At 55.4% G+C, this 21,610-nt stretch carries 16 protein-coding genes and 1 pseudogene; 10 read left to right on the top strand and 7 right to left on the bottom strand.

Going from position 1 to position 21,610, the window contains the following annotated elements; genetic code table 11:
• Positions 1 to 21: 21 nt before the first annotated feature.
• Positions 22 to 978 carry a sugar ABC transporter substrate-binding protein gene (locus tag AC2FH9_RS04900; protein ID WP_496698169.1) on the bottom strand — a complete coding sequence of 319 codons (957 nt, stop codon included), beginning with the start codon at positions 976 to 978 and terminating at the stop codon, positions 22 to 24.
• A gap of 303 nt (positions 979 to 1,281) precedes the next feature.
• Between AC2FH9_RS04900 and AC2FH9_RS04905 the strand changes: the two genes are divergently transcribed.
• From AC2FH9_RS04905 to AC2FH9_RS04935, 7 genes are all read left to right on the top strand, one after another.
• Positions 1,282 to 3,024, top strand: coding sequence for an extracellular solute-binding protein (locus AC2FH9_RS04905; protein WP_496871035.1), 1,743 nt, complete (start codon positions 1,282 to 1,284; stop codon positions 3,022 to 3,024).
• Between the two features lie 18 nt (positions 3,025 to 3,042).
• Positions 3,043 to 3,852, top strand: a complete 810-nt coding sequence (locus tag AC2FH9_RS04910; protein WP_496870992.1) for an SDR family NAD(P)-dependent oxidoreductase — start codon at positions 3,043 to 3,045, stop codon at positions 3,850 to 3,852.
• Between the two features lie 63 nt (positions 3,853 to 3,915).
• Positions 3,916 to 5,214 carry a M24 family metallopeptidase gene (locus AC2FH9_RS04915; RefSeq protein WP_377191444.1) on the top strand — a complete coding sequence of 433 codons (1,299 nt, stop codon included), beginning with the start codon at positions 3,916 to 3,918 and terminating at the stop codon, positions 5,212 to 5,214.
• Positions 5,215 to 5,269: 55 nt separating this feature from the next.
• Complete coding sequence (locus tag AC2FH9_RS04920; protein ID WP_496870993.1) at positions 5,270 to 6,265, top strand: thiamine pyrophosphate-dependent dehydrogenase E1 component subunit alpha; 996 nt, start codon at positions 5,270 to 5,272, stop codon at positions 6,263 to 6,265.
• A gap of 10 nt (positions 6,266 to 6,275) precedes the next feature.
• Entirely contained in the window at positions 6,276 to 7,271 is a 996-nt protein-coding gene (locus tag AC2FH9_RS04925) for an alpha-ketoacid dehydrogenase subunit beta (RefSeq protein ID WP_496698163.1), read from the top strand.
• Positions 7,261 to 8,277: a biotin/lipoyl-containing protein gene (locus AC2FH9_RS04930; RefSeq protein WP_496870994.1), complete on the top strand. Its 1,017-nt coding sequence runs from the start codon at positions 7,261 to 7,263 to the stop codon at positions 8,275 to 8,277. The genes AC2FH9_RS04925 and AC2FH9_RS04930 overlap by 11 nt, the downstream gene beginning before the upstream one ends.
• 16 nt (positions 8,278 to 8,293) lie before the next feature.
• Positions 8,294 to 9,724 (top strand): NAD-dependent succinate-semialdehyde dehydrogenase, encoded by a 1,431-nt coding sequence (locus tag AC2FH9_RS04935; protein WP_496870995.1) that lies wholly within the window; start codon positions 8,294 to 8,296, stop codon positions 9,722 to 9,724.
• 324 nt (positions 9,725 to 10,048) lie between these two features.
• Here the strand turns inward: AC2FH9_RS04935 and AC2FH9_RS04940 are convergent.
• Positions 10,049 to 10,312, bottom strand: a pseudogene (locus tag AC2FH9_RS04940) (tyrosine-type recombinase/integrase); the annotation flags it as partial.
• A gap of 398 nt (positions 10,313 to 10,710) precedes the next feature.
• On the opposite strand from AC2FH9_RS04940, the gene AC2FH9_RS04945 reads away from it, so the two are divergent.
• From AC2FH9_RS04945 to AC2FH9_RS04955, 3 genes are all read left to right on the top strand, one after another.
• The gene (locus AC2FH9_RS04945) at positions 10,711 to 12,633 is read left to right on the top strand and encodes a DUF3604 domain-containing protein (RefSeq protein WP_142640387.1); all 1,923 of its coding nucleotides are present in this window, start codon (positions 10,711 to 10,713) and stop codon (positions 12,631 to 12,633) included.
• Positions 12,634 to 12,793: 160 nt separating this feature from the next.
• Positions 12,794 to 13,624: a peptidyl-prolyl cis-trans isomerase gene (locus AC2FH9_RS04950; RefSeq protein ID WP_496870996.1), complete on the top strand. Its 831-nt coding sequence runs from the start codon at positions 12,794 to 12,796 to the stop codon at positions 13,622 to 13,624.
• Entirely contained in the window at positions 13,621 to 14,610 is a 990-nt protein-coding gene (locus AC2FH9_RS04955; protein WP_496870997.1) for a HupE/UreJ family protein, read from the top strand. Before AC2FH9_RS04950 ends, AC2FH9_RS04955 begins: the two co-directional genes overlap by 4 nt.
• A gap of 637 nt (positions 14,611 to 15,247) precedes the next feature.
• On the opposite strand, the gene AC2FH9_RS04960 is transcribed toward AC2FH9_RS04955, so the two are convergent.
• From AC2FH9_RS04960 to AC2FH9_RS04980, 5 genes are all read right to left on the bottom strand, one after another.
• Positions 15,248 to 16,648 (bottom strand): TRAP transporter large permease, encoded by a 1,401-nt coding sequence (locus AC2FH9_RS04960; protein WP_496691967.1) that lies wholly within the window; start codon positions 16,646 to 16,648, stop codon positions 15,248 to 15,250.
• 11 nt (positions 16,649 to 16,659) lie between these two features.
• On the bottom strand, positions 16,660 to 17,292 hold the full coding sequence (locus AC2FH9_RS04965) for a TRAP transporter small permease subunit (RefSeq protein WP_496870998.1): 633 nt from the start codon (positions 17,290 to 17,292) through the stop codon (positions 16,660 to 16,662).
• A gap of 68 nt (positions 17,293 to 17,360) precedes the next feature.
• On the bottom strand, positions 17,361 to 18,371 hold the full coding sequence (gene dctP, locus AC2FH9_RS04970) for a TRAP transporter substrate-binding protein DctP (protein ID WP_281995470.1): 1,011 nt from the start codon (positions 18,369 to 18,371) through the stop codon (positions 17,361 to 17,363).
• Positions 18,372 to 18,497: 126 nt separating this feature from the next.
• On the bottom strand, positions 18,498 to 19,838 hold the full coding sequence (locus AC2FH9_RS04975; RefSeq protein WP_496870999.1) for a sigma-54-dependent transcriptional regulator: 1,341 nt from the start codon (positions 19,836 to 19,838) through the stop codon (positions 18,498 to 18,500).
• The gene (locus AC2FH9_RS04980; protein ID WP_496871000.1) at positions 19,835 to 21,565 is read right to left on the bottom strand and encodes a sensor histidine kinase; all 1,731 of its coding nucleotides are present in this window, start codon (positions 21,563 to 21,565) and stop codon (positions 19,835 to 19,837) included. Before AC2FH9_RS04980 ends, AC2FH9_RS04975 begins: the two co-directional genes overlap by 4 nt.
• Between the last annotated feature and the right edge of the window lie 45 nt (positions 21,566 to 21,610).

A 21,610-nucleotide genomic window follows, 5' to 3' on the forward strand; every position in this document is an offset into this window, starting at 1 on the left:
CCACGCATCTGGGGAGAGACTTTAGAATACGGGCTTGGTATAATCGCCCATGTTGTCCTGAGTGATCTTCGGCGTGTCGAAGTAGTTCAGGAATGGCAATTCCTTGCCATCAAGCGTTTCTATTGCTGTCTTTAACGCGGCCTCGGCATCGTCAACAGGCGACTGGTAGATAGATCCCCAGTATTCGCCACGGCCCATTGCCTCATACCCGACGGCAAAGTTGGTCGCGCCGACAAAGATAATGCCTTCGCGACCTGCCGCATTTGCTGCGTTCAGTGCACCAACACCCATGTTGTCATCACCGGAATAGACGCCATCAATATCATCGTACTTTACAAGGAAGGCTTCCATGACTTTCTGGGATTTCTCACGATTCCAGTCGCCCGGCTGCGTTTCCACCAGCGTTACATTGGGGCAGACTTCCGGCAGGCGGTCATCAAAGCCCTTTTGGCGCTCGATGGCCGTTGTGTATCCGGGCTGACCTGAGATCTGAACGACGCGCGCCTCATTCTCGATGCCCATATCCTTGAACTTGTCGCATATGATTTCTGCGGAACGCGAACCCTGTGTGATGTTGTCAGGCCCCGAGAAGGATGAGACGAACGGAAAGCCAGCTTCGGCGATGTTTGAATTGGTGACGATGACAGGAATACCGGCTTTGTGGGCCTTGCGCACCGCAGGGATCACGGCCTCGCCATTGGTTGGCCAGATAATGATGGCGTCGACTTCCTGTTGGATCAGGTCTTCCATTTGGGCGATCTGACGCGCAACGTCGCCGCCCGCGTCCAAGACAACGACATTAACATCGCTGTTTGCTTCGGCTGCGGCAATAAAGGCTTTTTCGTAAGTGGTCTGGTAGCTGTCGACGCCTACATTGTTCTGCGTAATGCCAATGGTCTTTGTCTCGGCCAGTGCGGCCCCGCCGAAGGCAGTCAGGGTCAGGGCGGTGGTCGCAACAAGAGTTTTGCGGATATTCATTCGGTTTCCTCCCGGGTAACTTCTTTGTCTTGCCAACTCCCGTCTTTCCTCTGCGGGAATCATTATCCTCTGAGCGGATTAGCCCCGACAGGTTGGCGAAATCCGCAAAGCTAACAGCCCTCGAAAATATCCATATTGAGAATCGTGGTATCCAGAACGGATATCTAAGCAATACTGCACCACGATCATTCTGAACATTTTGAGGGGGAGGGCAATATGAGCGAATCGAATTTGTCCAAATCGAACAATCCAGCGTCGAGCCCGGCGCCAACTCCTGAAAAGGGTGCAAAGCGGTACAAACCCATGGACGGCTCAGCTTCGACATTTCAGCAAGGTTTTCATCAGGACAAGACTGAAATGCTTCAGGTTGTCTCGTTCCTTGAGAGTTTTTGCGAAGAGTTGGAAGACGTGATCGAGGCGTTTGCCCCGAACCCGTTCTTCCTGATGTCCCTGTTTCTGATCCGCAACCATTTCGAGGGAAAAACCGTCACGCCGACGTCACTCATCTCGGCCTCTCATATTCCCTATGCCACAGCGTCGCGCAGAGTTAAGGAGATGATCGAGAAGGGTCTGATCGAACAGCGCCCGCGCACCAGCTCGGGCAAAAGCTTCTCTCTTCATCCCAGCGAGCATCTTCTTGATGGATGGATGCAGCTCTCGACGCGCATTCGGCGTCTGGCCGAGCTTGAATTCGGAGCGAGTGAAAAACGCCCCGAATCCACCGACTACTACTTCGGTGGATCCTATATGGCGACCAAGTCGATCCCACCGCTGCAGGTGCTCGGAGAGCCCCTGAAACTTGCCGGTGGCGTTCGTGTTCTTGTCCATGGCGACCCGACTTTCATGGTGATGGAAACGCTTAAGCGTCAGTTTGAACAGGTGATTGGATCACCCATTCAGCAACGTGCGTTTTCGATCGACCGTCTGCGCGAAGAAGCCCTGAAGAACGCAGAACGCCCGACCAGCCGCTATGACATCATCGCCGTTGATCTGCCCTGGATCGGTGAGTTCGTCGAGAAGGGCGTTTTGCTGCCGTTGGAAGAGGTGATGGATCTGGAGGTACTAGATCCGGCCGACTTCCATACTGCTGGCTGGAAAGCGGCGCATTGGGCTGGCAAAGCATATGGTGTCCCCGCCCAGACCACGCCAGAGCTTTTGTTTTATCGACGCGATCAGTTCGCCGAAGCAGGGCTGGAACCCCCTGCGACCACGGATGAACTGCTGACGGCCGCGCAGGCACTGCACGATCCGCAGCATGGGCGATATGGCATCGCCTGGAACGCGGCACGCGGAACTGCTCTTGGGCATACATTCTTAACGACGCTTTCGGATTTCGGGCAACCGATCGTCGATCTGGACGAAATTGCCGGCGGTTTTGACACTGAAAACCTGCATCACGACACCTACAAATTCACCATCGACACAGCTGCCGGTCTGCACGCCGCTGAGTATCTGATGGAGCTTCTGAAATACTCGCCGCCCGATATCCTGTCGATGTCGTGGTATGAACGGATCCGTCCCTATGCGGCGGGCAAGGTGGCGATGGCCTATGGCTACACTCTGCTGGCGCCATATTTTGAAAGCGACCCGTCCTCGCCCGCGTTCGGGCAAACCGGTCTGCTTCCGCATCCCGCCGGTCTTGGCGCCACACAGGTGGCCCCGGTTGGTGGCTATGTGATGGGCATCCCGTCCAACCTACCACCAGAACGCCGCGCGGCGGCAGCAGAAGCGCTGCGGGTCTTCACCTCTCCCGAGGCACAAAAACTCTACGTCCAGAACGGGAGCCGGACCAACCCGCGCTACTCGGTCGGGGCCGACCCCGAGGTGCGGCGATCCTCACCAATCTTTGAGGCGGTGGACGCGATGTCCTGGCGGGATGAACTGCAGTTTTGGCCACGCCCACCAGTGCCCGAGATCAGCGACGTTATCCGCATCTGCGGCGAAGAACTGCACGACATGCTGCGTGGAATGGTCCCCCCGAAAGAGGCCTTGTATCGCGCGCAGACCCGAGCCGACGCAACGCTTGAAAACAAGCGACGAAGTTAGAACTCCAAGGAGAAGATCATGGACCCCAATCGCCTGAAAGGTAAGAATATTCTGATTACTGGTGCCGCCCGCGGCATGGGTCAGGCCAATGCCGAAAGCTTTGCCTCTCAGGGTGCCAATGTCTGTATCGGGGACCTTGACCAGATTGAGGCGGAAAAAGTCGCGGATGGCATCAATGCCAGCGGCAAAGGCAAGGCGATTGCGGTAAAAATGGATGTGACCAAACGCGAGGACAACGCCGCAGCCGTTGCCGCGACAGTCGATGCCTTTGGCAGCATCAATGTGGGTCTGTTTAACGCAGGTCTCAACAAGCCTCGGTTCTTCATGGATATTGATGAAGACAACTGGGACATGATCATGAACGTCAACACCAAGGCGATGTGGCTGGGCATGCAGGAAACTGCGCGCCAAATGATCAAACAAGGCCCGATGGAAGGCCATCCCTACAAGATCATCAACGTGGGGTCGATTGCCTCGCGTAAACCGCTTGTGGATGTGACGGTATATTGCACGTCGAAATACGGCTGCCTGGCCCTGACGCATTGCGGCGCCGTCGCATTGTCCGAGCACAGCATCACCGTCAACGGATATGCGCCAGGGGTGGTCGTTACTCCGCTGTGGGAACAGCTCGACAAGGACCTTGTCGATATCGGGTTCAAGGAACGTGAAGGGCAAGCCTATGAAGACATCGTCCGCGATGCCCTTCAGGTTAAGCGCGTGTCATACCCCGATGACATTGTCGGCACCGCGTCGTTCCTGGCGAGCGATGACAGCGACTATATGACCGGTCAGATGATCCATATCGACGGCGGCTGGTGCATTCAGTAACGCCGCAATTTTGCAGAAAATCCAAATGAAACACAGGTGGCTCGACCGCCTTGAGGAGCCGATATGTCCAGAGCATTAATGCCCAACCTGCTGACCCCGCAGGATCTTGAACCCAACTGGCAATGGGAAGGGCGACTGCCAGCCTGGGGCCATACATCGGTCGATTTTGAGCGCAGGATCGATCATGATCGACTGCGTCGCTATCGCCTGGCTCGTACGCGTGAGGCATTGATCGCTTCGAATGCCGGTACGCTTCTGCTCTTTGATGTGAATAACATCCGCTACGTGTCATCCACCAAGATAGGCGAATGGGAACGCGACAAGATGTGTCGCTTTTGCCTGCTGACCGGTGATGACGCCCCATATGTCTGGGACTTCGGGTCCGCCGCGATGCATCACAAGAAATATTCGGATTGGCTGGTGCCGGATCATTGCCGTGCCGGCGTCGTGGGCATGCGAGGGACCATCCCGCCAGAGTTCGGATTGATGCGCAAATACGCCAAAGAGATCGCGGGTTTGATCCGGGATGCCGGGATGGCCGACATGCCTGTCGGGGTGGACTATGCGGAAACGGCGATGTTCGAGGCGCTCAAGGCTGAAGGCATCAACGTGGTTGACGGCCAACAGATCATGCTGGCCGCTCGTGAGATCAAGAACTGGGATGAAATCCAGCTTTTGACGCAGGCGGCATCGATGGTCGATGGCGTCTATCACATGATCTATGAAGAGCTGAAACCGGGCGTGCGCGAAAACGACATCGTCGCCCTCTCCAACAAGATGCTTTATGAGATGGGCAGCGACGACGTCGAGGCGATCAACGCCATTTCCGGCGAACGCTGCAACCCGCATCCTCATAATTTCACGGACCGGTTGTTCCGCCCCGGCGATCAGGCCTTTTTTGATATTCTGCAATCTTATCAGGGATATCGCACTTGCTATTACCGAACGTTCAACATTGGTCGCTCAACGCCCGCCCAAAACGACGCCTATGTGAAAGCGCGCGAATGGATCGATGCGTCGATTTCGATGATCAAGCCGGGCGTCAGCACTGACAAGGTTGCTGCCGTCTGGCCCAAGGCGGAAGAGTTCGGATTCCCGGATGAAGCGTCTGCGTTTGGCCTGCAATTCGGTCACGGGCTTGGGCTGGCGCTGCATGAGCGGCCCATCATCAGTCGCGCGGTCAGCCTTGATCACCCGATGGAGATCAAGACCGGGATGGTGTTTGCGCTTGAGACCTATTGCCCGGCCGCCGACGGATACTCTGCCGCGCGGATCGAAGAAGAGGTCGTGGTGACAGAAACCGGTTGTGAGGTGATCAGCCTGTTCCCGGCCGAGGAATTGCCAATCGCCAACCGCTACTGACGCGGATCGATACGGCCCCGACAAGGGCCGGTCTTACCCATTAGGAAAGTTCGCTATGAGCGTCGCAAGAACCAACACCCAGGACTATCTGCGCATGTACGCCCAGATGGTTCGCATCCGGACATTCGAAGACAATGCCAACCAACTGTATCTGTCGGCCAAAATGCCGGGGCTAACCCATATGTATTCCGGCGAAGAGGCCGTAGCGGTTGGAATTTGCGAGGCGTTGCGGTTAACCGACAAGATCACCTCGACCCACCGTGGTCATGGCCATTGCGTCGCCAAGGGCGCAAATTTCAAAGAGATGTTCTGCGAGTTGTTGGGCAAAGAGGAAGGCTATTGCCGTGGCAAGGGCGGGTCCATGCATATCGCCGATCAATCCAATGGGAACCTTGGTGCAAACGCGATTGTCGGCGGGTCAATGGGCATCGCTACCGGGGCCGCCTTTTCCGCCAAACTGCTGGACAAGGATGACGTCACCGTCTGTTTCTTTGGCGATGGTGCTACGGCGCAGGGCTTGATGTACGAGGTCATGAATATGGCCGCGCTGTGGAAGTTGCCGGTCATTTATGCCTGCGAAAACAACGGGTATTCAGAATACACACGCACCGAGGAAATCGCTGCAGGCTCGATCACGGCGCGGGCCGAAGCCTTTGGGATCGAGGCCCATCAGGTCGATGGGCAGGATGTCTTGGCGGTGAATGAGCTGACGCAGAAACTGGTAGAGCGCACGCGTCGGGGCGAAGGGCCCTTCTTTATCGAACTGATGACCTATCGGTATCACGGCCACCATGTGGGCGATATCAACCGCGAGTACTACCGTTCCAAAGAAGAAGAAAAGGACTGGAAGGAAAACCGTGATCCGATCACGCGGTTCCGGTCCTGGCTGGTCGCCGAGGGTATCACCTCGGAAGATGAAATTGAGGCGATGAATGCCAAAATTAAATCCGAAGCTGCAGCGGCCGTCGACTATGCATTGAACGCAGACTACCCGGACGTATCCGAGGTCGATATGCATGTCTTTACTGACGTCAAAAACGCCCTAGCCTGAGGAGAAGACTATGCGAGAGATAACCCTGTCTCAGGCCGTAAACGAAGCGTTGGCCGAAGAAATGCGTCGCGACCCCACGACTTTCATAATTGGTGAAGATGTGGCCGAGGCGGGAACACCGTTCAAGATCCTGTCTGGTCTGGTTGAGGAATTTGGAACAGATCGTGTGGTGGACACGCCAATCGCAGAGCCGGGTTTCATGGGGCTGGCTGTCGGTGCCGCAATGACCGGGACCCGCCCCATTGTCGATTTGATGTTCGGCGATTTTCTCTTTCTGGTGATGGATCAGCTGTGTAATCAGGCCGCAAAGACCCACTATATGTCTGGCGGCAAGATGAACGCGCCTTTGGTCCTGCGTACCAATCTGGGGGCGACCCGACGCTCCGCTGCCCAACATTCGCAATCCCTGCACGCCCTTGTGGCCCATATACCGGGCTTGAAAGTGGCTTTACCGTCTTCGGCCTACGAGGCCAAAGGGCTGCTGAAAACCGCCATTCGCGACAACAACCCAGTTGTGATCTTCGAAGACAAGCTGATGTACAACGACAAGGCGCCAGTACCGGAAGAGGAATTCCTTATCCCTTTCGGTGAAGCCAACGTGAAACGTTCGGGCACCGACATAACCCTGATTGGGACGTCTTCGATGGTCCAGGTCTGCGAAAACGCCGCCGACATATTGTCATCCGAAGGGATTTCAGCCGAGGTGATCGACCCGCGCACAATCGTCCCGTTGGATGAAGAAACACTGTTGGCATCTGCTCGCAAGACCAGCCGTGTAATCGTGGTTGATGAGGGGCATCAAAGCTATGGCGTCACGGGCGAAATCGCCAGCCGTATCAACGAAAAAGCATTCTACCACTTGGATGCGCCAGTGCTGAGGATGGGGGCCATGGATGTGCCTGTGCCGTTCTCGCCCGCCTTGGAAGACATAACCGTTCCGACCCCGGAAGGCGTCGCCGAAAGCGCGCGTAAACTCATGTCAGGGGAAATGTTCCATGCCACATGAGGTGATCATGCCAGCCTTAGGCATGGCGCAGGACATCGGTCTTTTGGTGAATTGGCTGAAAGCGCCGGGCGAGGCGGTCAGCGCCGGTGATCCGCTGTTCGAGGTGGAGACTGATAAATCGACCATGGAGGTCGAAGCGCCCGTCGATGGCTATCTGACCAACATTACCGCCGAAGCCGGAGCAGAGGTGCCGGTAGGGCAGGTCATCGCATATATATCGGACACGGCCGAAGGCAGCGGCCCGCCACCAGCGTCCAGCGATCCGGTTGATACCCCCGTGCAGCCTACTGTCGCCAAAGAGACCGTCTCGGCAATTCCTTCACCGTTCGATGACAAGCGATCCGCTGAACCAAATCAAAAGACTATGACAGAGAGCGGGCGCATTCTGGCCTCGCCCAAGGCGCGCCGCGTTGCCTTTGCTGAAGGGTTGGATTTGAACCGGCTGGTATCGGCCGGACATCCGCAACCCTATCATGTTGCCGATATTGAAATCCTTCGAAACCTGCCCGAGAGCAACCGCAATTCGCCGCCCACAAGCCATCTGATGCAGATCACCGCCAGCGTTCCCCGGTCCGGCACGGATGATTTCCTAAGCTGGATGCTGGAAGACGGCAGAATAACCATTGCTCCATCGGCGCTTTGGGTCAGCATTGCCGCCGGGGCACTGCGCTCCGCCTTGCCCGAAAGCTTGGATTTGGCGATTGCCGTTTCGGACCTGATCGGTACCACGACCACTTACAAGAACCCTGACAAAACCCGCCTTCTTCATCAGTTGGAAAGCCCCGACGAGAAGGCGGATTTGGTTTTGAGGGACTTGACTGACAGCCCGATAACCGGGCTGCGGCTTGGCCCGGTTGAGGCTCCAATCCTGAGTATCGCAAGCGACAACGATACCTTGCGCCTCAGCCTTGAATTCACCGCTGACCAGATGGACGACGCCACCGCGATAACCCTTATCTCAGGTTTTTCCGAACGGCTGGCCAATCCTTTGCTCCACCTGCTTTGACCGAAATGGACCCCACATGAAAAACACCGATCTATACATCAACGGCCAATGGCACCCAGGATCCGAGGGTCAGCGATTTGATGTGATCAACCCGGCTACAGAACAGGTCCTGGCCTCGGTCGCCTCCGCCGAAATCGCGGATGCAGACAGAGCGCTGGATGCTGCAGAGACTGCCATGGCCGATTGGTCTGCCCGCACACCCCGGGCGCGGTCCGAGGTCTTGCGCAAAGCCTGGGAGCTGATGTCAGACCGGTTGGAAGAGTTTGCGCATCTGATCACGCTGGAGAATGGCAAAGCCAGGGCAGATGCGATTGGCGAGGCCACCTACGCCGCAGAATTCTTCCGTTGGTTCGCTGAAGAAGCCGTGCGGGCGGATGGTATGATAACTCATGCCCCCAGTTCCGGTGCCCGGATCATAGTGCAACATAAGCCCGCGGGTCTGGCCGTGCTGGTGACCCCTTGGAATTATCCCGCTGCCATGGGCACCCGCAAGATCGCGCCGGCCCTGGCCGCAGGTTGCGCGGTAATCATCAAGCCCGCGTCCGAGACCCCTCTGACCATGCTGGCCTTGATGCCCCTTCTGGAAGAGGCTGGTGTGCCACCGGGATTGGTTAATGTTCTACCATCGCGGCGCACGGGTGCCTTGGTTGATCACATGATGCACGACCCGCGCGTGCGCGTGGTCAGCTTTACCGGATCAACGGGTGTTGGACGGAAACTTCTGAAGGGCGCCGCTGATCAGGTGTTGAAACCAGCGATGGAGCTCGGGGGAAATGCGCCCGTTATTGTTCTGGAAGATGCCAACATGGAAACGGCAATCGAGGGCACCATGCTGGCCAAGATGCGCAATCTGGGCGAAGCCTGTACGGCGGCCAACCGGATATACGTGCATGCAAACCTCGCCGAGGAGTTTACGAGGCGCCTATCGAAAGAAATGTCCGCGTTGAAGGTCGGGGACGGCACCGATCCCTCCGTCGACGTTGGTCCACTGGTCAATGCCGATACCCGCAACAAAGTGGCCGGGTTTGTTGCTGACGCAGTTGCGAAAGGGGCTCGTATCGAGTGCGGGGGTACCACGCCTGATGCGCCTGGATTCTTTTATCCTCCAACCGTTCTTTCTAATGTTCCGGAAAGTGCCAAGTGTGTGAATGATGAGATTTTCGGACCCGTCGCTGCCATTCAGACCTTCACCGACCAAGAAAATGTCCTCCGCCGAGCCAACGCCACCGAATACGGTCTTGTGGCTTACGTCTTCTCAGATGATTTCAAGCGCGCGCTACAGGTTTGCGAGCGATTGGAATACGGCATGGTCGGCCTCAATCGCGGGTTAGTAAGCGACCCGGCGGCGCCATTTGGCGGTGTTAAACAATCCGGCCTAGGGCGAGAGGGCGGCCATGAAGGTATGCTAGAGTTTATGGAAACTCAGTATATCTCGGCCAGCTGGTGATTTTGGTGTTCAAACCGAGTAAAGACCGGAAACTGAGACCACTGATCGGGACTCATCCTTGGAATAATAGACTATGGGGAGATGCAGAGCTCAGACGACTACGGCTATAGAAACATCACATTCGCCTTCGATAAATCAATGTCCGCTCTGACGTGTGCGAAGTTGGTTTGTCGCACCTGCAGCGAATGTCTTCTTCCCGCCCTTATTACCCAAATATACAAGCCGCAACATCGGTCAATACGGGCTTGAATCGAACAACTGCTGCGGCGCGAATGTGAGTCCGGTCCGGATTGGCGAACGGCAAGTGCCGCCCGCTAACGTGGTTCAAATGTCGATCTGCTCGGCGATGCTCAGCGCATCTTCAAGTTCGACACCAAGGTATCTGACAGTGCTGTCTACCATTGTGTGTCCAAGCAGGAGTTGAACTGCTCTGAGATTTCCGGTTTTGCGGTATATCTCCGCTGCTTTGGTCCGGCGCAGCAAATGGGCGCCGTATCCACTGGGCTCCAGCCTGATCGCCGCCACCCAATCTCGCACAAGTCGACCATATTGGCGTGTTGAGATATGCGAGCGGTCGTGAAACCGGCTCTCGGAAGTCAGCCGAGAACACCATTTCTGCCGATGCATTCGGCAGCTACCAGCCCAAAATGATCCATGCCGCGATAGCCAAGAATGTCATCTAAGCGCAGCTATGCCAACTTTGCAAAAAGTGCATACATGGCTCACGATGGACATTCGCCAATTCAAACCGCAAATTCTCCAAAGCTTCTGTTATAAATTTTGAACCCAACAATCGAGGCTATGACTTATCGAGTCATTTTCAGACCAACTTCGGCAGCCACACTCCTACTTGCATCATCGTGACAAAGCCGAGAGCTGAGTATTCCCACAAATTGAAAATTGATGTTATATAGAGAAATAGGAATATTAATTCTTGAGATGTAAGTCACCGGCACCACCGGGCGATCTTGAGTTGGGAGGTCAATATGCTTCGAGCTTTTGTTTATTCTATCTCACTGGGGCTGGCATCATCGACGGTCTTTGCCGACGCTGTTCCTAGCGAAGAAGCGGCGGAAGGCTTGTTCTCAAAGCAGCCTTATTCTCCATATGCGAACCGGACTTTCCCTGAGCGCCCGCTGTGGGGAGACTCGCATCTTCACACCGGACTTTCGCTGGATGCAGGTGCTTTCGGGAACACACTGTTACCTGATGAAGCTTGGCGCTTTGCAAAAGGTGAGCAGGTCATTTCATCCACGGGTCAACCAGTAAGACTGGCCCGGCCTCTCGACTGGATGGTTCTCACGGATCACACTGACCTGATGGGATTTGCCCCGGACCTTCAGGCTGGTAAGCCGGGCGTCCTTGCGGATCCAAAAGGATTGGAATGGTACGAAGGTTACAAGGCAGGTGGCGAAGAGGCCGGCAAAGCGGCGTTCGACATCATCACCAACTTTTCGCAAATGACCCTGCCAGAAGTTCTTCTGGAGTCTTACAGCCCGGGTGCAGACGCTTTTGCTTTTACATGGGAGCAAATCGTTCTGGCTGCGGAAGAACATAACGACCCCGGCAATTTCACAGCGTTCATTGGATTCGAATGGACCTCTGTACCCAAGGGTTTCAATCTGCATCGAAACGTCATGCTGCGTGATGGGCCGATCAGGGCGCTTCAGATGGTGCCGCCGGTCACGCAACCACCCTTTGGTGATACCGACCCAAAGGCGCTATATGCATGGCTGGAAGACTATCAAGAAAAAACGGGCGGTCGGGCGGTAGCTTTCGCCCATAACGGCAACCTTTCGAACGGGTGGATGTTCCCGACCGAAGACACCTATCACGGTGGCAAGGTAGACGAGGAATATGTGGCCGCCCGCGCGAAATGGGAACCCCACTATGAAGTCACGCAGATCAAGGGCGACGGCGAAGCGCACCCCTTCCTGAGCCCCGATGATGAATTCGCGGATTACGAAAACTGGGACGTCGGCAACCTCGACATAACCGAGTTGAAAACCGATGACATGCTGGCTGGCGAATACGCCCGAGAAGCTTTGAAGCGCGGTTTGTTGTTAGAAGAAAAGTTCGGCGTTAACCCATATAAGTTCGGCATGGGCGGCGCAACGGACAGCCATACGTCTCTGGCAACTGCCGAAGAAGACAACTTCTTTGGAAAATCCGTCAGTGTTGAACCTTCGGCCACGAGAATAAAGCATCCTTTCATCGCCAATGACCTTGGTGAAATTCCTGGCGACCTTCTTGTCGCATCGGGATACACGGCAGTTTGGGCGACCGATAATACTCGCGCTGCAATCTTCGATGCGTTCAAGCGACGCGAAACCTATGCAACCACAGGACCTCGGATCGGCCTGCGGTTCTTTGGCGGTTGGGGTTTCAGTGACGCGGATGTTGAAACACGCTTCCTTGCAGATGTGGGCTACACCAAAGGTGTTCCGATGGGCTCGGATCTGCGACCTCGCGAGGGTGAAGGTGCGCCCGCATTCCTGATCGCTGCACTACGCGACCCGGTTGGTGCCAATCTGGATCGCGTGCAGGTGGTAAAGGGTTGGCTGGATTCTGAAGGGGCCTTGCAGGAAAAGGTTTACGATGTGGCGTGGTCGGACAACCGTGTTGCTGACCAAAACGGCAAGATCCCTGCGGTTGGAAACACAGTCGATGTTGAAACCGCCAGTTGGACCAACACGATTGGAACTGCCGAACTTGTAACCGTTTGGTCTGATCCTGAATTCGATCCAAATGCACGCGCATTTTATTACGTACGTGCGATCGAAATTCCAACACCGCGTTGGATTCTTTACGATAAGCTGAGATTTGGCGCCGAATTGCCCGAAGACGCGGTGCTCACACATCAGGAACGCGCTTACTCTTCCCCGATTTGGTATACACCGGCAGAGTAACACTGCCGATCACGGCGTTGGCAACCGAGGTAGAAGCCTTTACCTCGGCCCATTCACCAGACGATTGATTTGTGCGTCGCGTTGATTTTCTTGCAATGCTCAATCGACTGATGTCAGCATCGATACGTAAAACCGGAGCGCGTTTCATGCAGGAGCCTTCATGCGAATATTGAAAGAACCCCTGTTCCATTTCTTCCTGATTGGAGCAGCTATTTTCATTTGGTTCCAATTGGTTGCGCCGGAAAATGAGACTGTCGAAGATTTTGGAACAATAACAATCAACGAAAACGATATCGCGCTTTTGTCTGATCAGTTTGAAGCACGGTGGAAACGGCGCCCAAACGATGCCGAGTTGCAAGCTTTGGCCAATGCAACAATTCGCGAAGAGGTTCTGGTGAGAGAAGCAAGAAAGCTTGGCCTTGATCGCGGAGACTCCGTGATCCGGTCTCGTCTCAGTCAAAAAATGGATTTCCTGACCGAAGCGATCGCCACGTCTGTTGTTCCGGAAGACGAAGATTTAGAGGCCTTTTTGCAAAACAACTCGGAGCGCTATGCGACGCCCAGCAAGCTGGCCTTCATTCAGGTCTTTATTGGTGAGGAGCCAAACAAAGCTGAAGTCGAGGGGGTATTGGCCGCCCTGCGCGCGGGAGATGAGGTTTCCGACCTGGGCGGCTCGACACTGCTGCCCGCATCTATGCCCTTGACTGCGACCAGAGTGATAGACTCGGTCTTTGGATCTGGCTTTTCCAAGGGTCTTACAACATTGGATAAAGGTCAGTGGGCTGGCCCGATCCAGTCGGGTTACGGAGTCCATCTAGTTCAGGTGCAAGACATCGAACCTAGTCAAATACCCCCATTATCAGAAATTCACGATGCCGTGCTGCGGGATTGGCGTCGCGTGATGAGCGAAGATCTGGCGCAAGCGCAATATGAGATTCTTGCTGCCAACTATGAGATCATAGTGCCCGCTCTCTCAGGTCAAACCAAATGAAAGCTGTATTTGGCCTACTGATTGCGTTGCTGATTGCGTGGGTCGCAGGAAATGCCTCGGCGCATGCGCTTGATCCGGGGTACTTGGAAATTCGCCAAATCACATCGGACACCTGGAGCGTTCATTGGCGAAAACCCGATGTGAATGGTCAACCCATGGCAATTGATGTCATGGCGCCGGATGGTTGCACCCCGGCGCGCGGCCCTACCCCAATTTTCGATGGCAGAGCATGGGTTTCTTCCTGGGTTATCGAGTGCCGCGGGGATATTGCGGGCCAACCCATCCAGATAGAAGGTTTGGAGGTTCAAAAGAACGACGTATTGGTCCGTGTGCAGCCCCTGCAGGCTGAGCCCACGACGCTTCGGTTTACATCAGAGATAGCAGCTCAGAACATACCTTCTGAACAGACCACATGGTCTGTTTTCACCGCGTATTTCCAGTTGGGTTTTGAACACATCCTGGAAGGCTGGGATCATCTGCTGTTTGTCTTCGCGCTGTTTATTCTGGTCCGTGATCCGTGGAGACTGGTAGGAGCAGTCACAGCATTCACACTGGCGCATTCAATAACACTGGCACTGGCAACGCTAGGTTTTCTGAATGTCCCTGGTCCGCCGGTCGAGGCCATCATAGCGCTTTCTATTGTTTTTCTGGCGATGGAAATTGTTAAGGGTGGCGACGGGCGTTTCCGACTTTCAAAGCAGAAGCCCTGGATCGTTTGTTTCGGGTTTGGGCTTTTGCATGGCCTTGGTTTTGCAGGCGCTTTGGCCGATATCGGACTACCCTCAAACGATATTCCTGCGGCCTTGCTTGCCTTCAACTTGGGCGTCGAGGCCGGCCAGTTGAGTTTTGTCGGGGCCTTGGCTCTTCTTGTCGCGATCTGGCGGTTGATGGCACGTCCAGTTAGCCAAAGGGCGACTGTGATTACAGCCTATGGCATCGGGTCGGTATCGATGTACTGGCTCATAGAACGCATAAGTGGATTCTGAAGCGCTTTGCCTCGGTGTCGGTTCAGGTGCAACCGCGCAGAATGCGCCTGCGCACAAAAACCCACTTCGTCGCATGCCCAACGTTTGTTTGCTTGGGCAGCCATAGTTGCTTCCTGTCCAATCTGCGGATCGGACATGTCCGCGTTTGGTTGCGAGGGATCATTGAAACCAAACAAGTGAAGGGCAGATTTGTCCGCAACCTGTAAATCTGGGAAGTAAATCTCGCAGCGGCATGCTTGAATGGCCGGTTTTCACACCGCGCAGCGGCGCTGAGAATGATGCGGCCGTGGCGACTTACGTGCTGCGAGCGCACGCAGCGAGAAAACCAAATTCACGCTTTGGGCTCACAACAGACTCCGGTGCCGCTGCAGAAAGGGCCCCCGCCCCACCAATAACTGATCATGCGGGCGGCTCAAATCTGCCGTTCATGGGGACTATCCACGCACGCATGCGGCTCCGTCAAACCAGACATTGGAAAGCGGTCCAAATCAGTCGACACGCCTTTACAAGACTGAACAGATAGTGACGCCAGCTATCTATGCTTTTGGTTGCCGTTGCTTATTCATGAATGTCACGCATCTTGCATCTTTGTCTAAGCCGCACCGGCAAACCGCACTCCAAGATCATGCCAGGTCGTTCAAACCTGTCCGGGAAGCCATAGAACGATAGCAGGGAAGGCAACGAGCATCGCGATCGTCGCTGCATCCGCCAGAAAGAAAGGTGTTACACCTTTAAAAACATCCTGAACGCTTAGGTCATCACGCACGCCAGCCACTACAAAGCAATTCAGTCCGATAGGTGGTGTGATCAAGCAGAATTCGGCCATTTTTACGACCAGAATACCGAACCAGATGGCACACATCGGTCCGGACATACCGAAGGTACTGTCGGCTGCGCTTACGGCCTCGCCACCGTTCAGCGCCATGACTGCGGGATAAACAACCGGCAACGTCAGCAACAACATTCCGATCGCATCCATGAACATGCCCAGAACGGCATAAGCCAGAAGGATGCAGACCAAGATCAGCATTGGCGACATCTCAAGCGAGGTGATCCAGTCGGAGAACGCGATGGGTAGTTCGGCAAAACCCAAGAACCGGACGTAAACTAACACGCCCCAGATGATGGTAAAGATCATGACGCTCAGCTTGGCTGTCTCCAGCAACGCGTCTTTCAGCTCAGACCAGCGCATGCCTTGGTAAAGAGCCATCAGAAAGACAACGAAAGCACCGATTGCGCCACCCTCGGTTGGCGTGCCCCAAGCATCGCCTCCGAATGGGTTGTAGACAAAGAAGATGATGGTAACGACGACAAACAAGATAGGCAGTGCGGGCGGAAGAGACATGAAACGCTCTTTCCATGTAAAGCCTGAGACTGCGGGACCAAAGTCTTTGATCACAACAGCCATGCCAATGATCAGCAAGCCATAGATCAAAGCTGAGAACATGCCCGGAATGAAACCGGCTAACAGCAGTTTGCCCACGTCCTGTTCCACGATAATCGCGTAAATAACCAAAATGGCCGAGGGAGGGATGAGCGACGCCAGCGTGCCGCCTGCAGCGACGACACCTGCAGCAAAGCGCTTGTCGTAGCCGATCTTCAGCATCTCGGGGATGGCGATGCGGGCGAAAACGGCGGATGTGGCAACCGAGGCTCCGGAAACCGCAGCGAACCCGGCGGTCGCGAAAACGGTCGAAACCGCCAGCCCGCCTGGAACCCAGGCGAGCCATCGCTTGGCGGCTTCGAACAGCGCTTTAGTCAGGCCCGCGTAATAGGCGAGGTAGCCAATAAGGATGAAGGTCGGGATAAGGCTCAGCGCTTGGCTTGAAATCTTGGAGTGCGGCACCTGCCCCGCTGTTTTGACGGCCACAGTCACAGCCTTGCCGAACCGCGCCGGGTCGTACCCAAACTTGGCCCAGAAGATCCAGATCAGGCCAACCATTCCGGCCGTTGCGGCAGCAAATGCCACACGCATACCCAGCACCACAAGAACAAGCATTCCGCCCGAGACGATCAGACCAATTTCAATGGGTTCCATCAGAATTTACCTCAGTTGTCGTGGCCCGAGACATGCTCGGCTTCCATTGCAGCCTGGGTGGCGGCATCGGGAATCAACGGGACGGCGATAGGCGGCTGGTCAGGATGGCGAATCGCACGACCGTAGGCACAGAGCTGCAGAAAGAGCCTTAGGCAAAGCACGCTGAAGGCGACGGGTGCCAACAGTTTGGCGGGCCACAGCGGGATACTGATGTCAATGGAACTGTCGCGGCTCCACAGTGGGGCACCATAGTCGAAACTGCGCGCGAAGTGCGCCCAGCTCCCCCAGATCAGCAAGACGATCAGCGCCAGAATGACGGTGGTTGTCACGAATTCAACGATATAGAGCGTTCGGCCTTTAAGTGCACCAACGAACATGTCCATTCGGATGTGGCCGCCATCGCGCTGCGCATAAGATATCCCCATGAAGGCAATCAACGGCATGGCCTGTTCAATCCAGTCGACATACCCGGGAAGCGGCGCATTGGCGATGTTCCGACCACCGACGGAGACAACGGCCATGACCATCAGAGAGAAAACCGCAAGACCGCTGATCAAAGCCAGAAAGCTCTCCAGTTTGTAGAGATGTTGATCGAGAATGCTGAGACGGCTGTCGTCGGACAGCACCAGGGATGACCCGGCCATCGTTGTGCTCCGCTATCAGGGGAATAGGCACCCGACGCCAGCTTGGCCGACGTCGGGTGGTGAGTGGGTTAGCTACCGTTGGCGATCTTGCCGGTCACGAGGTCATAGAGCTCTTGCGCCGGAAGACCGCGTTCGGTGTTTTCCGCAATCCAGGCTTCTGCTGCGGGTGCGGCGGCGGCCTCTTTGAATGCCGCGATTTCTTCATCGCTGAACGTGACCCGTTCGATGCCGCGTTGATCCAGCTCGGGGCCCCAAGCTTCCATCGTTTTGGTTTGGTATTGGGAAACGTAGTGATCCAGCGCTTCGTCTATCGACCCCAGCAGAGCTTTACGATGTTCATCGGACAGATCTTCCAGTGCCAGAGTATTCACGACGACCGGGCAGTTGACTGTTCCGGGGTTCAGGTTCGTCGTCCACCACGTACCGTTCTCAATAGTGCCAAAGGACATATGGGCGTGTGGTGCAAAGCTGACGGCTTTGACGATGCCGCTGTCCATTGCCTGACGTACTTCGGATGCGGACATCGAAGTCGGAACTGCGCCAACCGTCTCCATCGCTTTACCGATACCGCCGGTGGCGCGCACACTCAGACCTTCAAAATCGGCCAGAGATTTCGGCGCGTCACCTACCCCGACAAGGTTGTACTGCGGTAGCGGCGACGGCATCAGCAGAGTCGCGTCCCAGCGTGCCAAATCCTCGACAACGGCTGGATGTTGATAAACGGCCATCGACAAGTCGACTTCCTGTTCAAGGGATGTCACGCCCAGAAACGGCAGTTCCAAGACAGTGATTGAGGGGTTCTTGTCGCGGTGGTAGCCAGCGCAGAACTGGGCCATTTCAAACGCACCAATCGAAATCCCATCGAGGTTTTCTTTGTTCTTCGACAGGCCACCATAACTGATGTTCAGGGTAAACTCACCGTTGGTCTTTTCGTTCACCAGTTCAGCCAGCTTTTCGACATGCTCTGTGAAAGCACGGCGCTTGCCCCACAGGGATACATTCCATTCGACGGCCAGTGCTTCGGATGCAACGGTCAGCGACAAGGCGGCAATGGCCGCCCGGTTAAGGTGTTTGCGCATAGTGGCTCCTCCCAGATCATGCAATTCGTTTGGGCGGAGTATTCAGAATGCGCGACGTCCTGACTATGAAGGAAAATGCGCGCGTTTTCCCGGGCGCCCTGCGGATTTCCGCAGAGCTGTTTTCGCCTACAACAGAGCCTCTTTATCGAGACCAAGTTTGACGATCTTTTCGTTGAGCGTTCGGCGGCCAATCCCAAGCGCTTCGGCGGCGGCATCCATGCGGCCTTTATGCGCCTTGATGGCTTTGCCGATGAGCTCGCGTTCAAAAGCGGCAACGGCATCGCGCAGGGTATCCGGCACTTCGTCGAAGTGCTGATCGCTTTGGATAGCCTGCGCCAACGAACCGCCTCCGCGCCGGGCCGCCAATATGCGCCGTTCGCAGACATGGCGCAATTCACGCACATTGCCGGGCCAGTCATGTGCAAGCAGAGCCGCCAAATCGTCCTGATCAAGTTCTGGTACGTCTATCTCATAAACCTGCGCGTATTCGTTTAAGAAATGCGTTGCCAACAGAACCAGATCATCCCGTCTTTGTCTAAGCGGGGGTAAGGACAGGACGACAGTATTCAATCGAAACAAAAGGTCCTGACGCAGGCGGCCTTGCTCGGCTGCCAGTACAACGTCTTCGTTGGTTGCTGACACGACCCTGAAGCTTACCGGCACCGGCGACACAGCCCCCACAGGCAGCACTTGTTGATCTTCGATGACCCTTAACAGCTTGGCCTGCGCCGCTGGTGGGCACGAGCAGATTTCATCCAGAAACAAGGTCCCACCCGATGCCGCCCCAAGCCTTCCGTCGGATTCACCCGCGACGCCGAACATTTCCGCTTCAAATGTATCGGCCGACAATGCGGCGCAATTCAGCGCCAGAAACGGTGCCTCCGGCGAGCGGCCCAAATCATGTAAAGCATGAGCAACCAGCTCTTTCCCGGTGCCCGTATCTCCCTGCAACAAAACCGCAACCGATGTATCAGCAAGATCAAGTACTTCTTGTCGCAAGTCTGTAATGGCGTCCGTTTGGCCCAGCAGGATGCGGTCAAGGCCTGACAGTTTGAACAGCCGGTCTTTGAGGCGGGCATTACTTCTTCGCATTCGGTATTGTTCGGCCGCGTGCCTCAGCACCGTAAGCAATCGCCGTGGTTCATATGGCTTTTCGATGAACCCATATGCCCCGTCCTGTATGGCCTGAACCGCCATCGGGATATCACCATGTGCCGAAATCAATACCACCGGAGGCGCCACATTCCTGTCCAGGCTGGCCAGCAATTCAAGTCCGGACATGCCGGGCATACGCACATCGGACAAAATGACATCGGGCGAGGCGTTGGCCAGATGTTCCGTCACCTGAGTCGCACGTGGCAAGGCGCTGACAGTCCAGTCGGCGGCTTCGAGCAACTCAACAAGAGACTGTCGCATTGATTTGTCATCATCAACGACCAGAACTTTGAAGGGTTGCTGCAGGTTCATTCGTCCGTTTCTTCAGTATTTGAGGCTATCGGGAAGGTGACACGGAAAATTGTTCCGCCGCCATTTCGATTTCGGGCCGTCATTGTGCCATCGTGATCTTTGACAATGCTGGTGGAAATGGCCAGTCCCAAGCCCATGCCTCTCCCGCTCTCTCTTGTGGTTACAAATGGCTCTTGCAACTCTGCCAGCGTTGCCTCGCCCAACCCGTGACCGTTGTCCTGAATTTCCAACACGACCTCATCATCAGAAGCCATGACAGCGATATGGATTTCAGGCGCATCCGCTTCATCCGTAGCATCTATGGCATTGCGCAAAAGATTTGTGATGACCTGTTCGATCCGCAGGGCACTGCCCCGGATAAACGCCGGACCAGTCGACGCATCAATTGAGATTTTCACCTTGCCCTGTTCGATGTTTGGGGCAACCAGAGCCAACGCGGCATTAACCGAAGTGCGTAAGTCTACGTCGTCGAACGCCTCACTCTCCGACCGTGCAAAAAACCGTAACTGGCGTGTGATCCCTTCCATCCTGTCAACCAGGTTGCCGATTTTTTGTGGCAGTTTGGTTTCACCGGAAGATGAAATCTCTGCAGCCACCAGATGATTGCGCATCGCCGCGATGGGCTGGCCCAGCTCATGCGTCACCGACGCGGATAGTTGCCCCAGAGCGGCCAGTCGGCTTGCGCGCTCCAACTCGCCCTGGGTGCGTCTGAGGCTCCGCTCGGCTGTCTTGCGGTCGTCGATTTCGATGGCAAGCCTTTCATTTGCTTCGCGCAGCATTGCTTCTTCCTCTTCGGACCGCGCTAAAGCAGCGCTTACACGTCTCGCACGTTGTATCTGGAAGAAGATAAATGTGAGCCCCGCCAAGAGGACAAAAACTGCAGTTACAAGCCAACTGCGCGCTACAGCCTGATCGTCACTTGCAAAATAGTGAAGCGACCAGCCATGAGGCAAATCCGTTGCTGCAAGATGCAAGCGCTTCGTCCCCGCAATTCTGGCCTGATCTCCCGGCAACTCAATCCAATCCAACGCATCTAAGGCTTGCCCCGGAAACTGCCGGGCGTTTCGAATTCGCTCTCGCTGTGGTTCTGACAATGGCGTCAACGCGCGATATTGCCAATCCGAGTTCGAAGAAAGCAGAATGACACCGTCTTCATTGGCCAAAAGAACCTGTTCGCCCGAGTTTTTCCAACTATCCTGAAGATTAGAGAAATCGATCTTAATCGCTATGACACCAGTTGAATCACCCTGGTCGTCAAGCACTGCGTTGGCGATGAAGTATCCTGGCAGACCAGTCGTCGCCCCGATGGCATAGAAGCGGCCCTGTTTACCAGAAATGGCACTTTGGAAATATGGGCGGAAAGCGTAGTTCTGGCCAACAAAGCTCCCTGTGTCGCGGTAGTTCGATGCGGAAATCGTGATCCCGTCTTCGTCCATCAGGTAGATAGCATCCAGCTCCGCCCGCTCCGCAAAATCCTCAAGGCGTCGGTTTAAAGCTCCGGTGCCGTCTCCTTCGGCTGTTCCAATTACAAAGGAATCTTGTGACAGCACATATGTGAGGTGGGAAAATCGTTCGAGTTCGCTGTTTACCGAGCTTTGGTAGAGAGAGAGCCGGCCCTGAGCTTTCGAAAGCTCCTCCGAAACGAAGTACTGGTAAGAAACCAAATAAAGGCCAATGCTGGCGGCAATGGCTACCAAAATACCTACAATATACGAAGCTGATCGCATTGAATGCCCATGAACTGCGACAGCATAGGATCACAGTAGGTATTA

This window comes from Ruegeria sp. CDSC081, assembly GCF_059610485.1.

Bases quoted from the DNA above. Each gene is read 5' to 3' on its own strand.
- AC2FH9_RS04950 (WP_496870996.1), top strand. From the start codon at position 12,794: ATGCGAATATTGAAAGAACCCCTGTTCCATTTCTTCCTGATTGGAGCA.
- AC2FH9_RS04980 (WP_496871000.1), bottom strand. From the start codon at position 21,565: ATGCGATCAGCTTCGTATATTGTAGGTATTTTGGTAGCCATTGCCGCC.
- AC2FH9_RS04900 (WP_496698169.1), bottom strand. From the start codon at position 978: ATGAATATCCGCAAAACTCTTGTTGCGACCACCGCCCTGACCCTGACT.
- AC2FH9_RS04915 (WP_377191444.1), top strand. From the start codon at position 3,916: ATGTCCAGAGCATTAATGCCCAACCTGCTGACCCCGCAGGATCTTGAA.
- AC2FH9_RS04960 (WP_496691967.1), bottom strand. From the start codon at position 16,648: ATGGAACCCATTGAAATTGGTCTGATCGTCTCGGGCGGAATGCTTGTT.
- AC2FH9_RS04930 (WP_496870994.1), top strand. From the start codon at position 7,261: ATGCCACATGAGGTGATCATGCCAGCCTTAGGCATGGCGCAGGACATC.
- AC2FH9_RS04925 (WP_496698163.1), top strand. From the start codon at position 6,276: ATGCGAGAGATAACCCTGTCTCAGGCCGTAAACGAAGCGTTGGCCGAA.
- AC2FH9_RS04945 (WP_142640387.1), top strand. From the start codon at position 10,711: ATGCTTCGAGCTTTTGTTTATTCTATCTCACTGGGGCTGGCATCATCG.
- AC2FH9_RS04905 (WP_496871035.1), top strand. From the start codon at position 1,282: ATGGACGGCTCAGCTTCGACATTTCAGCAAGGTTTTCATCAGGACAAG.
- AC2FH9_RS04955 (WP_496870997.1), top strand. From the start codon at position 13,621: ATGAAAGCTGTATTTGGCCTACTGATTGCGTTGCTGATTGCGTGGGTC.
- AC2FH9_RS04965 (WP_496870998.1), bottom strand. From the start codon at position 17,292: ATGGCCGGGTCATCCCTGGTGCTGTCCGACGACAGCCGTCTCAGCATT.
- AC2FH9_RS04910 (WP_496870992.1), top strand. From the start codon at position 3,043: ATGGACCCCAATCGCCTGAAAGGTAAGAATATTCTGATTACTGGTGCC.
- AC2FH9_RS04920 (WP_496870993.1), top strand. From the start codon at position 5,270: ATGAGCGTCGCAAGAACCAACACCCAGGACTATCTGCGCATGTACGCC.
- dctP (WP_281995470.1), bottom strand. From the start codon at position 18,371: ATGCGCAAACACCTTAACCGGGCGGCCATTGCCGCCTTGTCGCTGACC.
- AC2FH9_RS04935 (WP_496870995.1), top strand. From the start codon at position 8,294: ATGAAAAACACCGATCTATACATCAACGGCCAATGGCACCCAGGATCC.
- AC2FH9_RS04975 (WP_496870999.1), bottom strand. From the start codon at position 19,838: ATGAACCTGCAGCAACCCTTCAAAGTTCTGGTCGTTGATGATGACAAA.